The organism is Estrella lausannensis, from assembly GCF_900000175.1.
In the GTDB taxonomy this organism is placed as follows: domain Bacteria; phylum Chlamydiota; class Chlamydiia; order Chlamydiales; family Criblamydiaceae; genus Estrella; species Estrella lausannensis.
Genome location: NZ_CWGJ01000015.1, coordinates 1 through 16,312, shown reverse-complemented (window position 1 = coordinate 16,312; position 16,312 = coordinate 1). Strand labels below are relative to the sequence as shown.

The 16,312-nt window shown below is 50.0% G+C and carries 13 protein-coding genes; 6 read left to right on the top strand and 7 right to left on the bottom strand.

The features are described 5' to 3' along the window. Nucleotides 1-904 precede the first annotated feature (904 nt). Nucleotides 905-2,971 carry a thioredoxin domain-containing protein gene (locus ELAC_RS06695; protein WP_098038518.1) on the top strand — a complete coding sequence of 689 codons (2,067 nt, stop codon included), beginning with the start codon at nt 905-907 and terminating at the stop codon, nt 2,969-2,971. A 9-nt stretch (nt 2,972-2,980) separates the two neighbouring features. Here the strand turns inward: ELAC_RS06695 and ELAC_RS06690 are convergent, their stop codons facing one another. Both ELAC_RS06690 and queA read right to left on the bottom strand, forming a co-directional pair. Next, on the bottom strand, nt 2,981-4,528 hold the full coding sequence (locus tag ELAC_RS06690; protein ID WP_098038517.1) for a family 1 glycosylhydrolase: 1,548 nt from the start codon (nt 4,526-4,528) through the stop codon (nt 2,981-2,983). Nucleotides 4,529-4,700: 172 nt separating this feature from the next. Further along, nucleotides 4,701-5,735 (bottom strand): tRNA preQ1(34) S-adenosylmethionine ribosyltransferase-isomerase QueA, encoded by a 1,035-nt coding sequence (queA, locus tag ELAC_RS06685; RefSeq protein ID WP_098038556.1) that lies wholly within the window; start codon nt 5,733-5,735, stop codon nt 4,701-4,703. A gap of 323 nt (nt 5,736-6,058) precedes the next feature. Here queA and ELAC_RS06680 point away from each other — a divergent pair, with 323 nt between their 5' ends. Further along, nucleotides 6,059-6,919, top strand: coding sequence for a hypothetical protein (locus tag ELAC_RS06680; RefSeq protein WP_098038516.1), 861 nt, complete (start codon nt 6,059-6,061; stop codon nt 6,917-6,919). Nucleotides 6,920-6,968: 49 nt separating this feature from the next. Here the strand turns inward: ELAC_RS06680 and ELAC_RS06675 are convergent, their stop codons facing one another. From ELAC_RS06675 to ELAC_RS06665, 3 genes are all read right to left on the bottom strand, one after another. After that, nucleotides 6,969-7,847 (bottom strand): SpoIID/LytB domain-containing protein, encoded by an 879-nt coding sequence (locus ELAC_RS06675; RefSeq protein ID WP_098038515.1) that lies wholly within the window; start codon nt 7,845-7,847, stop codon nt 6,969-6,971. Nucleotides 7,848-7,986: 139 nt separating this feature from the next. Further along, nucleotides 7,987-8,994: a Holliday junction branch migration DNA helicase RuvB gene (gene ruvB, locus ELAC_RS06670; protein WP_098038514.1), complete on the bottom strand. Its 1,008-nt coding sequence runs from the start codon at nt 8,992-8,994 to the stop codon at nt 7,987-7,989. A 135-nt stretch (nt 8,995-9,129) separates the two neighbouring features. Next, the gene (locus ELAC_RS06665; protein ID WP_098038513.1) at nt 9,130-10,485 is read right to left on the bottom strand and encodes a sodium-dependent transporter; all 1,356 of its coding nucleotides are present in this window, start codon (nt 10,483-10,485) and stop codon (nt 9,130-9,132) included. 375 nt (nt 10,486-10,860) lie between these two features. Between ELAC_RS06665 and ELAC_RS06660 the strand changes: the two genes are divergently transcribed. The 4 genes from ELAC_RS06660 (at nt 10,861) to ELAC_RS06645 (ending at nt 13,824) form a co-directional block, all read left to right on the top strand. Beyond that, entirely contained in the window at nt 10,861-11,385 is a 525-nt protein-coding gene (locus ELAC_RS06660; RefSeq protein WP_098038512.1) for a hypothetical protein, read from the top strand. Next, complete coding sequence (locus ELAC_RS06655) at nt 11,385-11,900, top strand: SycD/LcrH family type III secretion system chaperone (RefSeq protein WP_098038511.1); 516 nt, start codon at nt 11,385-11,387, stop codon at nt 11,898-11,900. The genes ELAC_RS06660 and ELAC_RS06655 overlap by 1 nt, the downstream gene beginning before the upstream one ends. Before the next feature lie 22 nt (nt 11,901-11,922). Next, on the top strand, nt 11,923-12,915 hold the full coding sequence (locus ELAC_RS06650; RefSeq protein WP_098038510.1) for a hypothetical protein: 993 nt from the start codon (nt 11,923-11,925) through the stop codon (nt 12,913-12,915). Nucleotides 12,916-13,002: 87 nt separating this feature from the next. Continuing rightward, entirely contained in the window at nt 13,003-13,824 is an 822-nt protein-coding gene (locus ELAC_RS06645; RefSeq protein WP_098038509.1) for a hypothetical protein, read from the top strand. 66 nt (nt 13,825-13,890) lie between these two features. Here the strand turns inward: ELAC_RS06645 and ELAC_RS06640 are convergent, their stop codons facing one another. After that, nucleotides 13,891-14,628, bottom strand: a complete 738-nt coding sequence (locus ELAC_RS06640) for an SAM-dependent methyltransferase (RefSeq protein ID WP_098038508.1) — start codon at nt 14,626-14,628, stop codon at nt 13,891-13,893. Between the two features lie 56 nt (nt 14,629-14,684). Beyond that, nucleotides 14,685-16,085 carry a magnesium transporter gene (mgtE, locus tag ELAC_RS06635; RefSeq protein ID WP_098038555.1) on the bottom strand — a complete coding sequence of 467 codons (1,401 nt, stop codon included), beginning with the start codon at nt 16,083-16,085 and terminating at the stop codon, nt 14,685-14,687. Between the last annotated feature and the right edge of the window lie 227 nt (nt 16,086-16,312).

Sequence of the window (16,312 nt, the reverse complement as noted above, 5' to 3'; positions counted from 1 at the left end):
GAGTGTAAGTCATCTATCATTGGAAATATGAGATGACTTGCAATCCTTCAATTTTGAGAGTTTTCTCTTTGCCAAAAACTAAATTTCGAGACATTTTCGGTATACCTACTCCTGAAGGCGAATTTTAAATTCCAGTAAGCTGCCGATTAAGCTTTCTTTATCAATGAGTGCTTAATTCAAATTAAGGTTCTTTGTTATCAACCATTTTTATTGCGCCGTTTAAAGCTAAGGCGTTGACAATACGCACTTCTGATCCGATTTAGCCACAACTTTGCGGATGTACAACTCATGAAGTTGACCCACAGACAGTCTTTAACCGGCTGCAATAGCTAAAATGATGACGCGCAACATTTAAGTTTGGATACATAACTTTTTTTTACATAAAAAAACAAGTATAAACTCAATAAAGTTTTCGAGGGTTTGGCAGGGGGCCGCAAGCCTTAACGCCGGTTCGTCGCTGAATTGAATCGCAGGGATCGAAAAATTCCGAAGGCTCATCATACGGTTTCGTTTGGGGGCAGTCTCTGTATACCGAAAGTATCTCAAACTGTTTTGAATTTTTGGTGCGGCAGGTGCAAGTTGCTTGCTTAAAAAGCCGGCTCTTAGGCAGATTTTGAATTCAATTCTATATATACCTTAAGTGTCTCAAAAGTTGGTTTTGACAAAGAGAAAGCCTAACTTTTGAGATACTTGCGGTATTAGAGCCTGTCCAAGAATTGAAATCGTATGATTTGGTTGCAGTAATTGGCTCTATCGAGCAGCCTGATGAATAACAATGCATAGCTTTCAGAGCCTGTCCGCAAACTGAAATCATATGATTTGTTTGTGGACTGTCTCTCAGGCAAAGGCGACTTGTTACACATTTGTTATAGACAAAACTCCATTCGTTTAAAACCGGTCCTTTATGCCCAGTGACAAGACAAAACCGAACAGACTCATCAACGAGAAATCGACCTATTTGCAGCAGCATGCCTATAACCCGGTTGAGTGGTTTCCCTGGGGGCAAGAGGCTTTTGATCTCTCAAAGCGGCTTGATCGCCCGATCTTCCTCTCTATCGGTTACGCCACCTGCCACTGGTGCCACGTCATGGAGAAGGAGTCATTCGAAGACCCGGAAGTTGCTAAAGTCTTAAATGAAATTTTTGTGTGCGTCAAGGTTGACCGGGAAGAGTTGCCCGACATTGATTCCATGTATATGGAGTTTGCGCAGAGCATGATGTCCGGAAGTGCCGGTTGGCCTCTTAATCTGGTTCTCACCCCCGACCTCCACCCGTTTTTTGCGACGACGTATATGCCGCCCATCGCAAGGCACGGGATGCTTGGTGTTATCGAAATGGCAAAAAGGATCCAGACAATTTGGGAAGGCGAAGAACGGGAGGGTGTTACCCAAAAAGCGGAGAGAATAGTCGAGGTTTTCAGACAGAATGTCCATGTGAAAGGCGATGAGATTCCCGATGAGAATGTGATAGAAAATACCGTAGAGATGATCTACAAGCTCGCAGACCCCATCTGGGGAGGGATGCGCGGCAGCCCCAAGTTCCCGATAGGCTACCAGTATAACTTCATGACACGCCATGCGTGTCTCTCAAACGATAGCAGGCCTCTATTTTTCGTGCAGAGAACCCTCGAGATGATGCATCGCGGAGGTATCTTTGACCATCTTGGCGGAGGTTTTGCCAGATACAGCGTCGATGAGAGGTGGCAGATTCCGCATTTTGAAAAGATGCTCTATGACAATTCCCTGCTGCTCTCTTCCTATACGGAAGGGTACATGGCGACTAAGAATGAAGAGTTTAAAGAGGTCGCCCTCGAGACTGCAGACTACCTCTTGCGCGATATGTGGAACGACAAAGGTGGATTTTCTTCGGCGGAAGATGCTGACTCGGAGGGGAAGGAAGGGTATTTCTACACTTTTGACTACGAAGAGGTCATGCAGGCAATTGGCCAGGAGGAGGGCGCTCTTTTCGCGGAATATTTCGGCATTACGAAAAATGGCAACTTCGAAGGACGCAACGTTTTGCATGTTCAGATCCCGTTCAACGAATTTGCCAGCCATAAAGGAATAGAACCCGGTCTTTTGAAGGAGCTATTCAGCCTCCAGAGAAAGACGTTGTTTGAAATCCGCGACGCAAGAGTTCATCCGATCAAGGACGACAAAGTGTTGTCTTCATGGAATGGGCTGGCGATAGCTTCGCTCTCTGATTTGGGGCGAGTCTGCCAAAGAAAAGATTGCATTGAGTTCGCTGCCAAGGCGGCATCCTTCATCCTCGAGAATATGGTTCGAGACGACTCGCTTTACAGGCGATGGAAAGATGGGGAACTTAAGTGGCCGGGTGGCCTTGATGAGTATGCTTATTTTATCAAGGGACTTCTCTCTCTCTTTGAGGCGACGCAGAACACCCGTTGGCTGGTATCCGCCATTAATTTTGCCGAAGTGGTGAAGGAGAGGTTCAAGGAAGAGGGGGGAGCATTTTTTCAGACGGAGGAAGAGACCAGTGTTCTCATCAGAAAGTGCCAGTTCGCCGATGGCGCAGAACCTTCCGGCAACGGTGTCCATGCAGAAAACCTGCTCCGTCTCTATCAGCTAACCCAAAACGCCGACTATCTCCACCAGGCCGAAGATATATTTAAGGCGGCAGCCAAATTCCTCGAGGCTTATTCTCCAGGGTATTGCTACCACGTCATGGCGCTTCTGCGATATTATGATCACGATGCCCCTACGATCATCGTTGCCTTGAATGAGAGTGAAGATTTTTATTTTCAGCTTAAAAAGACCATTTCAACCCTTTATATCCCCCACGCCCTAGTCTTGTTTATCAATGAGGATGACTCGCTCGGAGAGTGGTTGCCGATGATCCGGGGAAAGGAAGCTTTGCAGGGGAGGACAACACTCTACATCTGCCGTGAAGGGGTTTGTGAAAAACCCATCACAGACTTTGATGAAATGCTGCTGAGTCTGCATCGTCTTTAGCGCTGGCACTTACGTGCAGAGTGAAGTCAGCTCCTGAATCAATTTTCCGGATGGTCTTAAATTGGCTTCTTGAGTCAAAGGGTTGAAACTGAATAGGCCGAAGCGCTTTTTCCATCCCATGTTCCACTCGAAATTATCCTGCAGCGTCCACACATGAACCCGTGTGACATCGATGCCCCGGCTTTTGGCGAACGATGCCGCTCTTAGCGCTTTTTCGATAAATTCTTTTTGATCGTCATCTTTGGCCGCTGCCCCTGTTTCTGTAATCCATATAGGCTTTCCAAGCGCGTGGCACTCTTCGAGCGCTGTGGCAAGACCTTGAGGGAAAAAGCGGTAGGGCATATCGGTCATTTTTTCGTGGGGATAGCAGGTGCTGTCCATGATTTTAGAGGAGGGCTCCATCCTGATCAGGGGATCGGTATAATATTGCACGCCAAAAAAATCGAATTTGTCTTTGATGGAGTGCTCTTGAAAGAAGAGGTTGGCAGCTAAGGGAATCTGGAATTGGAACTGCCCGGTCCTGAAGAAGTCCATGACAGACCGGTGAGTAATCATCGTCAGATAATGGCAGGCAAGCTTCTCTAGCGGATTGTATGGACTGTAGGGCTTGAAGCGCAGGAAGTTGTGCGCAATGCCAATTTTGCCGGCACCATCAAGCGGCTTCAGTCTGTCGTATGTTTGACAATGCGCTTGCAGAAGATGTTTCAGAACAGAGCCGGTACGGTACGCGTCTTTAACTCCCGGGGGGTATTCTCCTCTGAAATACCCTTGAAAGGCGTATATCGCAGGCTCATTGAATGTTACCCACTCCTTGACCCAAGGTGAGAGCGCTTTATGTACCGTTTCAGCAAAGCCGGTGAAAAGGCCGATGTTATGCTCTTTTTCAAAACCGCCCTCCCTAAGAAACCAGGTCGGGTCGCTGAAGTGGTGCAAAGTGACGAAGGGCTCGATTCCTGCTTCTTTAAGTGCTTCGCAGAGGCTTTTATAGCGCTGAAGGGCTTCTTGGTCGATCAACCCTTTCTCAGGTTCGACCGCACTCCATTCTACCGAGAAGCGGTAGCGCTTTAAATTGAGCAGGCGGAGTTTGTCGATCAGATCTTGCGGCTTGCGCCAAAAATCTAACGAGCGTCCGGAGCGATCCTCGTCCTCTATACAGGGAGCGCCGCTCGGATGCCTGCTCTTTTCCCACTGGGCCCAAGAAGAATTGGGGAAGTTGTCCGCACCATTGACTTGATACTCGGACGTGGTGACACCGATCTCGATTTCATTGTCGATAGGCTGATTCCAGTCGGGATTTTTTTCAAAGGCGGCAAAAACGGTTTCATGATTGTTGCCCAAAAGTAGGCCGATGGCCTTTGCAACGAGCGCTAAAGGGAGTGAGAGAGCCAGAAGGAAGGCAAGCGGTAGGGTCTTTGTGAAAAATTGTAACGAGTAGAGGATCACTTTGCCTGCCGTATTCGCACCGCCGGCGGGGCCTTCCGAGGGGGCAAGGGAGGAGGCTAAGGCACGTAAATTCCAGCTGAAAAAGGAGACCAGGGTGTTCACGACTTTCTGCATAAACCGAAAGTATCGTAAAATTTGGTTTTTGGCAAAGAGAACGCTCTCTAAGATTGAGAGGTTGTAAGTCGCCTAATATTATAGAGATAACCTGGTTTCAGATGTTGTGGTTTGGGATTTTTATCAAATTATTTTTATGTTGATCATCCCTCGCTATCCCTGAAGCTTTAGGCTACAAAATCAGCATCGCATCCCCGTAGGAGTAAAAGCGCATTCTCTCTTCAATCGCCTTGGAATAGGCTTCCTTGATAAGCTCAGGGCCGGCAAATGCAGAGACAAGCATTAGCAGGGAGGATTCGGGCAGATGAAAATTAGTGAGCAGGGCATTTGTCCTTTTAAATCGGTAGCCTGGATAGATGAAAATATCAGTCTCGTGGCAGCCGGAGGAGAGCTGCCCTCTCTCATCGGCAAAAGACTCCAGTGTGCGGCAGCTGGTTGTGCCGACGGCGATCTCCCGGCCTCGACAGGCCTGGTTCAATGCTGACGCCGTTTCACTTGTAATCTCGCACCATTCGCTGTGCATTTTATGCTCACGGATGTCTTCGACCTGGACGGGGCGAAATGTTCCAAGCCCCACATGCAGCGTCACTTCAAAAAAGGCATTTCCCTTGTTTTTCAGGGCGCTCACCAGCTCGTCGGTAAAGTGCAGTCCCGCTGTCGGGGCGGCATTGGCTCCAACCCGGGAGGCAAAGGAGGTTTGGTAGTCTTTCTCATCCTGGGGGTCGTCGGCATCCCTCTGGATGTAATGGGGGAGGGGAATGTGACCCAAAAGAGAGGTTTGCTGCAGCACGTCGACCTCTTGCGGAAACTGCACAATTCTTGATCCGTCAGGCAGAGTGTCTAAGATTTGGCAATAGAAATGAGGTGAAAACTCGACGACGGTACCATGAGGCATTTTCTTTCCGGGGCGGACCAGAGCCTGCCATCTGCCTTTCGAGATCTCCTTGAGCAGGAACACTTCACATTTGCCGCCGGTGCCGGGCTTCATCCCAAGCAGACGTGCTTTGAATACTTTGGTGTTGTTGACAACAAAACGGTCATGGGGGCCCACAAGGGATAGAAGATCCCGGAAGATGCCGATGCGAATTGTCCCGCTGGATCTTTCGATCACCATCAATCGGGAGCTGTCTCTAGGAGAGGCCGGCTTTTTAGCGATGAGTTCTTCGGGCAGATGATAGGAGTAGCTTTTTAGTAATGTGGGGTCCATGGCAGATTTTTCATTAAATTTTTCGGAATCATCATAGCGGAACCTGTATGAAACATCAACGAAGAAAATATTTCGTTTAAAACTCTGTATTAGATGGTTGTGGTGAATGGAATCTCTTGCGAACCTAATTTTTGAGACATTTTCGTCCAGTCTGGCCTTAGCTAACTTTTGGAGACCTTCCACAAACTTAAATCGTATGATTTGTTTGCCGCATCTGGTATACCCTCCTAAAATTTGGGTCTTCTCCAAGCTAAAAAGCTCAAATTTAAGAGGCGTTCGATACAGTTTGGTCTTTCATGGACAAATGAACAAGGAGTGGTTGCATGTCAACTTATATCAAAACACTGGGCGGTAGTGTCTATGCTAAATTTAAGGAGGCCTCAAGCGAAGAGGAGGCAGGTACGATCAAGAAGAAAGGGCGAACTAAAACGAAAATAGATGGCATGGGCAACGACAATACGCACTTAGTGGGTATGGAAAGGTTTCAGCAAGAGAGTTTCCTTGTCGGCTCATCGTCATCCCCGTCAGACAGGTGGCCCGTAAAAAGTGTCTCTTCAAAGCAGGAAAGCCGCTGGCAGCGCCGGATTCCGCCTCTTGGCATCCACGATACGGTCATCGGTATCGGGTATGGGATGGTGAGCCTGCATGGATCGCCCAATTTTATGAGAGATGATGAGATCGTCAAGGTAGGAGCTATTAGCGGAAATAAAACCATCGATCCCGAGATCACAATACACCATTTGGAAAGCGGTAAGGCGATTCTTCAGCAGCAATCCATGAAAGGGGCTTCAGCGGCATCGGTTGCCATGTTGTTCTTAGACCACGGGCACCGCCCCGATTTACAAAAGCTGCGGCGGGCCAATTCGGGCGTCATTAAACTGCAGCAAGAGCAGGCTAAGCTCTTCGGTCTTAAGTTGGAGACAACTTTTGTTGGCAGGGAGCACGCCGTTTCCTCCCTCTCTTTACTTCTAAGGCAGGCCGGATCGGGGGTTGTCCGCCTCGAAGATCCATTGCTTGGGATTCATTACGTCGTTGTCGATGAGATTGCTGACAATTGGAGCTGGGTGCGGCTGCGCGATCCCTACCACGCGCTGGAGATGACGGTGACGGGCCTCGCTTTTTCGGAGCGTTTCAAGGGTGGAGAGGTTTTGCAGGTCATCTCAAGAGATGTAAGGGAAACTTAAGGATTGGAAAGGAAAAGAGCCTCTCTTGGGCAAGAGAGGCTCTTTTAAGTTAACGACCGGATCCCGGTGAGTAGCGGGTCATGGAGATTTCGGCGTCGGGGAACGAGTGGTGTAGAATTTCCGCGGCATCTTTTCCGTTGGCAGCCAGTTTTTTGGCATCGGCAAACGAGATGCGGGAGGGCACTTTACCGGCGTTTAGCAATTTTGCTTCTTGCGAGCGGGCAAAGTCACCTGAGAAGGGGGTTGAGACGCCTTCAAACGATCCTTTGGCTCCCAAAATCATGTAGCGGGTGTTGCGCACCGCTTCATGAACTTTTGTAAGATCGGTATTGGGGGGCAAACCACGGTAGCCCACCTGGTCGGCAGAGACGGCCCAGAAGGGATTGGCGGGATTTTCGGCGAGCGCATAGGCGTTTGTGCGCGCAACGATGGCGGCTGCGGCAATCAGCTCAAGCGGTTCATTTTCGCCTACCTCATCTGCCAGTACAGCGGTGAGCAGTTCTTCAAATCCGATGTTGTTGATCACAGAGAGCATACCCTCGACTTCATAGATAGTGATGCTTCCCTGATACTCTTTGCCATCGACTTTGATTGTGGTGGTGATGGTGTCGGGTACGATCATCAGCTGGTGTAAACCCGGGAAACCCTCGCTCCAGCGGAGGCCGTCCCCTTGATGGGTAACTTCGGCTTTTCTGCCCAGTTGTCTTGTCGCGATATGATCGCGGGTTCTTGGATCGTATATACGGTATTTGCCGTCGATGGCCATTTGGACAGAGGGTTTTTCTTTGACGATCATGATTCTGATCTCAGGCCTCTCGTCCGTTCTTTTTGAAAAATAGCTTTTCATCGTGTCCCAAAGTGGCGCTGCTTCGGCCTGTTGGCCTGCCAGCAGAGCGATAGCTGCTAGCGCAATCATCCTTTTGATCATATGAATTCTCCTTGCTTATACATATTTCATACTGAAATGAGCTCTATACTGAAAGTGTCTCAAAAATTGGCCTGAGGGCTTTGAGAAAGTCCTCGTGCCAAATTTTTAGATACTTTCGGTATCATTTCAGCTTATCCGTTCATTTTTGCATCTGTCGCTGGATAGACTCCAAATGCTGATAAGCTTTTAGAGTGGCCACCCGGCCTTTCGGTGTTCTTTTTATCAATCCCTGCATGATGAGGTAGGGCTCGAACACATCTTCTATGGTGCCGCTGTCCTCTCCGACAGCAACGGAAATCGTGTTCAGGCCAACCGGTCCTCCTTCAAAATCTTCAATGAGCAGAGTCAGTATTTTTCTATCCATCTCGTCAAGGCCCAGGAAGTCTATCTCAAGCATGTCCAAAGCATCCCTGACAGTTTCTTTGGGCAGCTTGCCGGCCGTACGCATCAGAGAGTAGTCGCGCACCCATTTGAGTAGGTTGTTGGCAATCCTCGGGGTTCCGCGCGCGCGGGCAGCGATTTCTCGTGCGCCCTCTTCGTTAAGGTCTGTGTTCAGAATGCGTGCCGACCGCAGAATAATCGGAACTAAGGCTTCAGGATTGTAGTAATCGAGCCTCAGCGAGAGTTGGAAACGTGAGCGGAGCGGGGCTGTTAAAAGGCCTTGCCGGGTGGTCGCCGCAGCCAGTGTAAAGCGGTTCAGCTTCACCTGGACGGATCTCGCCGCAGGCCCCGAATCGATCATGATGTCTAATGAAAAGTCCTCCATGGCCGAGTAAAGATACTCTTCGACCGATTTCGGCACACGGTGTATCTCGTCAACAAAAAGGATGTCTCCCTCTTGCAGGCTGGTCAGCACTCCGGCCAGGTCGCCTGGTTTCTCGATAGCAGGCCCTGATGTGGTGACCAGGTTGGTTCCCATTTCTTTGGAAAGAAGAGTGGCAAGCGTTGTCTTGCCAAGTCCCGGCGGTCCGGACAAAAGACAGTGGCCGAGCGCTTCGTTTCTTTTCCTAGCGGCTCCGCACATGACCATCAGGCGCTCTTTGACGCCATCCTGTCCCGTGAAGTCGCGGAAGGACTGCGGTCTTAGGGGCAGTTCAAAAACCACATCTTTTTTTGTGAACGTCGACTCGACGAAAGCGCCGCTCATGTCTGATCCTTGTCTTAAGCTGTACGGGAGTGACAGATTGATTCTAAGAGATTGAATACGGTGACTAATGTAGCCTTTTTTTAGCTCCTTGGCAAGAGGTCTCTTGCCAAGGAGCTAAAAAGAGGAGGCCCTGCGCTAACCGAAAATACCTAAAGCATTAAGAAATACAAAGATAATAAAGAGGGGGGCGACATAGCGGAAGCAAACAGAGAGGTAAACGCCGATCCATTTGTTTCTCTTGATCAGTCCGCCGTCTCCGGTCTCGATTTCCTCGAGCGCGCCTTTGACGCCCCAGAGGTAGGCGACGCTTCCCACCGCCAGAAGACCGCCGAGCGGTATCAGGATGTTCCCGCAGAGAAACTCCATGAACTCAAGGAAGGGTTTGCCAAAAAATGTCGTGTCTTTAAGTAAACTGTAGGAGAGGGCTGAGGGGATGCCGAGGAGGAGTGCTCCGGCGGCGACAACGACGGTTGCCAGGTGGCGCGACCATCCGAACTCGTCTCTGAGATACGCGATGCTAGGTTCCATTGCGGAGATTTCTGAGGTGAGCGCTGCCAGGAACACCAGCAGAAAAAAGATCAGCGCAATCAGATAGCCACCGGTCAGCTGACTGAAAACCCAGGGCAACGTGTGAAACACCAGGCTCGGTCCGGAGTCGGGCTCGATCCCTACTGAAAAGGCGATGGTGAAGACGGCGATTGCAGAGAGGATGGAGACGGCAAAGTCCATGCTTACCACAGGAATGCACGTTGTGAGGATATTCTCCTTTTTCTGGAGGTAGCTTCCATAGGTGACCATGGTGCCTTGCCCAAGACTTAAGGTAAAGAACGCCTGACCGAGGGCCGCGAGAATTCCCTCTCCTGTTAGAATCGACCAATCTGGCGAGAGTAAAAAAGCGATCGCTTCTTTAGCGTTGGGCATAAAAAGCCCCCTGACGACAAGAAAAATGAGGGTCAAAAACAGGACGGGCATCAAGATTTTGTTTCCCCTTTCAATCCCTTGTTGCACGCCGAGATAGAGCACGCTTGTGCAGAGGACGAGAAACAGGGAAAGGAAGAGGACTGTCCACCAGGGGGTGGATATCAGGGTTGTAAAGTGGGCGAGTGACGATTCGTTCGAGGTGAAGTGGTTCATCTGTCCGAAGAGCGCTTCCACCAAATAGCCGAGAACCCACCCGGCGACGACGCTGTAGAAGCTTGCGACTAAGAATCCGGTTAAGATGGTGAGTTTGCCGGCGTAGGCCCACCCTTTTCCACCTATCATCTTAAAGGCGCCGCTCGGGCTGGATTGTGCCCTTCTACCGAGGGTGATTTCGCTGATCAGAACGGGAAATCCGATTAGAAACAGGAATAGAATATAGACCATGATAAAGGCTGCCCCGCCGAATTTGCCTACCAGATAGGGGAAGCGCCAGATATTTGCCAGGCCGATCGCGGACCCGGCGACCGCCATGATAAAGCCAAGTTTTGAGCCCCAGGATTCTCTTTGCATTCACAGTCCGTTGGTTAAGTTGAAAATGTACCGAAACTTACGGAATATCCGCCCGGCAGCCGGCGTCCCGGCAACGAACAGCTAGAAAATTTCGAAAGTTGGATCGGAATGGGTATGATGCTACTGATTTTGCTCAATGATTTGCAAATGAAATTTGGCGGTTTTATATGTTTTATTTGATTTAATTTAATGTTTGTTTTAAACTTTAATATATTTTTAATTTCTTTTGTTTGATATCACAGAAAAGTTTATTTCGTTAACAAAAAATTAACATAAATTAAACAGTGTGTTAACGTAACTGTGGTTAAATAGAAGCTTCGGCTTGGAGAACGTTCCTCGCTAAAATTTATTTCCTCACCGGTAAGGAGGCACTACATGACTGAATCTGTCAACAACACCCAGATAATTCAGAAGAGCGAAGGCGCAGGCGGCGGCGATTACAACGACTGGACGCTCGAGAAACTTCTCTTTTTAGTTCATACCGAAAGATTGAAGCACTTGGAAGATAAGTCAGCCACCACTCTCGATTCCCTAACGGAAAGCCAGGATCAAGTCTCCAAACTCCACGACCTGATTGCCAAAATCAACGAGATTACCGACAAAGACGGCAAGATTAATGTCGAAAAAGGCTCCGAAGTGGAAAAGCTTCTGAAGGAAGCTGAGGAAATGGGGGTGAAAATCGCCAAGACAGACGGCGAGTTCACAGATAAGGAAAAGGAACGTCTTGTTGAAAACATCCGTCTCCAAATTGAGAATTTAAATGTCAAAAACGACATGATGCTGCAGGAAGTGACGCGCATCACCAACGAGCGCTATGAAATGTATCAGCTGACCCGTATGGCCCATAAGGTTCTTGATGAAGACAAGAAGAACAAAGCCCGGGCAATAAGGGGAGGCTAATGATGACGGCCGCTGCTGGTAGTCTTGCAAGCGTTGACGTGATCAAGAGAGAGCTGTTGCAGGCAATCGATCAAGAGTCGCTTGAAACAATCCGTCTCGCGAGCAAAGAGTTCAGCGAAGGGGCCTATGCCTACGCGTGGCACCACTATGAGGCGGGCCGCTACCAAGAAGCTTATGACCTGTTCGTTTTACTTGCCGCTTTACGAAATGGCGAGAAGAAGATCTGGATGGGGCTTGGGGCGACCGCGCAGATGCTCAAGAGGTATAAAGAGGCGACTGAAGCCTATAGCGTCGCCGCCCATCTTGACGAAGAGTTGAATGATCCCTATCCTCATTTTCATGCGGCGGAGTGTTTTTACACTATGGGCGATGTCAAGAACGCCTGGCGCGCACTCGAGGGAGCGCGAAAAGTAGCCGACAGATTAGAGGGAGAAGATCTTCTGAAGAGCAGAATCCAAATGCTCAGGAAGAGCTGGTATCCGCAGGCGAAGGCTCTGGCAAAAAAAATAAAGTAGCAGATTCTATCAAGAGGTTCCTATGTCAGCTCCTATAGATCAAATGAGAATACCGACCCTTTCCGTCCGCGACAGCAAGGGGCACGTCGAAGAGGACGCAAGGCGTGTTGCCGTCAATCCGCAGGCAGCGTCCTTCGCGTCAGATCTTGGCAAGACGCTCGACACTGTGAACACGCAGGCAAGCGCCGCCCTTGAGACTGTCAAGAGTGAGACAAAAACTGTTCTGTCAACGGTCGTAGAAGCCTCGAAAACATTTTACAGGCAGCTTTTCCCTGAAAAGAGCGTTCAGGCGAATGCAATTCCCAGGGGCCTGTCCAAACCCGACGTGCTGCCAACGATTCGTCAGAAGCCATCGATTGAGAGGCCAAGCCCGGTGGCGGAATATTCCATGTCCCAGCTGGTGAAGGCATCGGCGGAGTCTCCGATAGATAATGAGGTGATTGCCTCTGCCGGCCTGATCACAAGAGGTGAAGGCGGCGGCGCTCCTACGGAAGCACTTCTGATGAAGGCTATTTTCGCTGCCATGGGCAGACAGTCGAAGCTGCGCGAAGAAAATACAAAGACCAATCAGATCCTCATTCAGGACAAAGGCGATAAGCAGAAAAAGCTGATTGAAGAGTATATGGCGTTCAAAGATCGGGCCGAAAGCAAACAGGAGACAGCCGATATTTTAGGCTGGACAAGCTTTGGAGCCGGTCTTCTCGGAGGCGTTCTTGCGCTCGGCGGCATCATCGCCACGGTCGCCACGGGGGGAGCTGCCCTTCCTGTAGTTTTTGGAGTGGGTGCGGGCATTGCCGGCGCTGCGAGCGGTGGCTCGCAGATCGCGAGCAGCGTCTTGAATTACCAGAGTGAAAAAGATCAGGCTCAGGCCTTTGAAGTAAAGCAAGAGAAGGACCTGATCGCAAACAGCATGTCGGTTATGCTCCAGGATATGGAGTCGAACGACAACAGCATTGCCGCTGTTTGGGCCAAGATCGCGCAGGTGCTGCGCAACAAGCCGGATTTTTTTAGATAGAAGCAAATTTTGACCTAGCCCATTAAAAAGTTTCAGTCGATTTTTGGGGTAGGTTCTTATTAGACAAACGTACGGAGACAAATTCCCATGTCTATTACACAATTTAGTCATATTGGCAAAGCCCAGGATAGAGAGCAGGTCGTTCAGCAGTCGGCTGTCCAGCTGCCTGAATATCCTACACTGAAAGCGGTCGAAGACAGTTATCGCTCTCAGGCTGATGTCGCCTCCGGTAAGAGCGCGGCAGAGCTTGGATTCGATATGCTGAGCGCTGCCGGCGCCAAGCGAGAGGTCGGTGAAAAACCCAATCTCATCGATTCGGAGATCCAGCGCGTCAGCTTCGAAATCAGGGAAGAGAGTAAAAAAGAGAAGGCTAACTGGACAAAAATTGACTATCTCATCCGTCAGTTGGCTGTTCTTCTCCTCCGCAAAGCGGGAAAGAGCGACATGGAAATGACCCAGGCGGAAGTGGAGAGAATGCGTGAAGAGATCCAGAATGTTAAAGGCACTTACAATAACTTCTGGTCGCTTTTGACAGGCATTGGCTGTGGAACTATCAGCATTATCGGCGGCATGGTCGGCGCCGGCGCCAACATTGCCGGTCTTGGACAGCTGGCGAACGGGGCAGCCAAAGTCTCGCAATCGATCAGCCAGGTGAGCCAGTTCAGTCAGTCTGCAGGCGCTATCTCGCAGGGGATCCAGGGAGCTGTCGGACAGCCGCTGCAGAGCTACTATGAATCCAAGCGACAAGCGCATCAGTTTGACTTGCAGCTTACGACCAACAGACGCGATGTGGCCCAGTCGTCAGCCGGTCAGAACCGCAACATGCAGGGGAGCGCTCTCTCCAATTTGGATCGTATGAACGAAAACCTGCACAACGCTGCGATGCGTATTCTCTCAGCTTCGGCTTAAAAACGAGAGCTTTCAGCTACGGATATTAAGAAAACCTCATTCCGGTTTACCCGGAATGGGGTTTTTTTATTTCTTTTTGATTTGGAGATAGGCGTCTGTCTCGCCCCAGGGAAATGTGACGGGGAAACGCTTCATGACTTCAAAGGATCCCGGTTTTGTGTAGTCGGTGAGGGGGAAGCTGATGGTCACGAACCGGGTGCCCTTCGGCAGCTCTTCGAAACGTTTCGCCATTTTACCTAAGAACTCCTCTTCGAGCGCACTGCCAAAAAGATAGTAGACGGTTCCGCCGTTCAGGGGAGCTGTCAAAAAATCCCCCAAGACGAAGTGGACTCCTTCCATGCCCAGCTTGTGCCGGATCTTTTCGGCACGTTCGATAAAGGCCGGCACGTTGTCGATGCCGGTGACTTTCGCACCGAGAACGGTATTTAACCAAAAACAGACCCTGCCTCTTCCTGATCCGAGCTCAAACACATGATCTGCGCTGCTGATACCGCACTCACGCACGATTTTTTCCATCGTATCAAGCGGTGTCTCGCCATAGGCGTAGATGTTTTTGTCGCCCTGCTCCTCTAAAAATCTTTTGGAGATGCTGTAAGGGCTGTTAAAGAGATACATCCCCATAAGCGAGAGATCGGATTTCATGAACTTGGTGTTGCCGTAGTAGAGAAAGGCGGTCTTGAAAAACTCTTTGATACCGATCAGCCGCGTCTTGATTTTCAGAGCAACTAGACCGAGCAGTGAGCCAAGGCGGTCTGGCGCCAAAGTGTTTTCGATAAGGCTGCCGACTTTGAGGGGTTTGGACACAAATCACCTGTAAATTAAACGGATCATCTCGTTCTGATTTTTTTTAAAAGACCTCTTCAAGTCAAGAAAAAGAAGAGAGAGCGGGCCACTAAAAAGAATATCTGGGAAGAGAGGACGTCGTTGAAGGCAGTGACGATCGGGCCTGAAGCGACAGCAGGATCGATGTTGTAGCGGTCGAACAGGAACGGTGAGATGGTTCCTAAAACGGTGGCCGTGACGCAGGCGGCAAAAAGTCCTGTGGCGACAGTGATGCCGATTCTCAGTTCGTCCTCTCCTGAAGGTTGTAGCCCTGTCTGGTAGAGGGTAAAAACGACCAGTCCGGAGAGAAGGCCGAACGCTGTTCCCGTCAGAAGACCGATGCTGATCTCACGGACCATAGCTTCTTTTTTGGACTTGTAGGAGAGCTCTCCGAGTGACATGCTACGGACGAGCGTTGTCGAGCACTGAATGCCGACGTTGCCGCTCATCCCTGCGATCAGGGGCACGAAGAATGACATGTAGCGGAACCAAGGAGCTGCTTCAAAGTGCATCATCGATGTCGTGGTGACTAGCCCGGCGCATAAGGTCACGACGAGCCAGGGAGCGCGCCAAAGCATTCTCTTCCAGGCGGGGTCATGCTCGGTGACGTCTTCTGCTGTACCGCCGATGCTGGCAATCGTGTCATCGGCAAGGTCTTCCATCGCCTCGACGACATCTTCGTAGGTGATTACGCCGACCATTTTGTCGTTTTCATCGACAACCGGCAGGGCGGCAATCTTGTAGCGCTCGACAATATCGATCACCTCTTCCCTTGAAGCGTCTTCACGGACCTTATGGTGGATGGGACGCATTACCTGGCGCAAAGGGATATAGGGCGGAGTGATGATCAGGCTTCTCGCGGAGGCGTAGCCAACGGCCTCTTCTTTCTGATTGTAGACAAACACCCTTCGTGTGAGCTCAATCCCCGGGTTGTCACGGATGGTTTGCGCGACCTGGCCCACGGTGGCGTTCATGTTGAAGGAGAAATATTCGTTGGTCATCAGACGGCCGGCGCTGTTGCGATCGTGCTTTTGCAGGTCTTGGATGCGTTGGCGCTTTTTGGCATCGAGCAGCTCTAAAACCCTCTTCATCCTTCTGTCGGACATGTCGTCTAGCATCCAGACAGCTTCGTCAGGAGGCATCTTCTCTAGCAGGTCTTTGATTTCGCTGTCGGAGATCTGTCGGAAAATTGTTGTTCTGGTAGAGCCGGTGGTGTTGATGATGAAAATGATCTTGGCGTCCAGATCGGGTAGGTTGTCGTAAACAACCACGCGGGAGTGGTGGGGGAGTCTTGTGACGATGTGGGCCAAGTCGACCGGATCGTTTTCTCTTGCGATGCGGGAAACGTCGTGCAAGATGACCTGGGCGGTGTCTTGATGGAACGCTGTCTCCAGCTGTTCTTCGAGCTCGTCATCAAGATGGGCAGTGGACAGCTCCATCTCCTCTTCGGCATCGCCTAGATCTTCTTTGTCTTTAGGATCTTGTTCTAAATGTTGAGGAGCCACTGATTTCCCCTGCAGCTTGGCTTTAAGAAGCTTAAACCAAGGCATTGATAATTTGTAAAAATGTATCCGCTAATCGCTCCACATAATATCACTATATTTGAAAACTTAAAAGGGAAAATCACTTCAAATTAAGAGGTCGTCTTATACCGAAAGTATCTCAA

What these genes read in the sequence shown, in the direction of transcription:
- mgtE (WP_098038555.1), bottom strand. Translation starts at nt 16,085, where the DNA reads ATGGAGCTGTCCACTGCCCATCTTGATGACGAGCTCGAAGAACAGCTG.
- ELAC_RS06650 (WP_098038510.1), top strand. Translation starts at nt 11,923, where the DNA reads ATGTCAGCTCCTATAGATCAAATGAGAATACCGACCCTTTCCGTCCGC.
- ELAC_RS06695 (WP_098038518.1), top strand. Translation starts at nt 905, where the DNA reads ATGCCCAGTGACAAGACAAAACCGAACAGACTCATCAACGAGAAATCG.
- ELAC_RS06665 (WP_098038513.1), bottom strand. Translation starts at nt 10,485, where the DNA reads ATGCAAAGAGAATCCTGGGGCTCAAAACTTGGCTTTATCATGGCGGTC.
- ELAC_RS06690 (WP_098038517.1), bottom strand. Translation starts at nt 4,528, where the DNA reads ATGCAGAAAGTCGTGAACACCCTGGTCTCCTTTTTCAGCTGGAATTTA.
- ELAC_RS06675 (WP_098038515.1), bottom strand. Translation starts at nt 7,847, where the DNA reads ATGATCAAAAGGATGATTGCGCTAGCAGCTATCGCTCTGCTGGCAGGC.
- ruvB (WP_098038514.1), bottom strand. Translation starts at nt 8,994, where the DNA reads ATGAGCGGCGCTTTCGTCGAGTCGACGTTCACAAAAAAAGATGTGGTT.
- ELAC_RS06660 (WP_098038512.1), top strand. Translation starts at nt 10,861, where the DNA reads ATGACTGAATCTGTCAACAACACCCAGATAATTCAGAAGAGCGAAGGC.
- queA (WP_098038556.1), bottom strand. Translation starts at nt 5,735, where the DNA reads ATGGACCCCACATTACTAAAAAGCTACTCCTATCATCTGCCCGAAGAA.
- ELAC_RS06680 (WP_098038516.1), top strand. Translation starts at nt 6,059, where the DNA reads ATGTCAACTTATATCAAAACACTGGGCGGTAGTGTCTATGCTAAATTT.
- ELAC_RS06645 (WP_098038509.1), top strand. Translation starts at nt 13,003, where the DNA reads ATGTCTATTACACAATTTAGTCATATTGGCAAAGCCCAGGATAGAGAG.
- ELAC_RS06655 (WP_098038511.1), top strand. Translation starts at nt 11,385, where the DNA reads ATGATGACGGCCGCTGCTGGTAGTCTTGCAAGCGTTGACGTGATCAAG.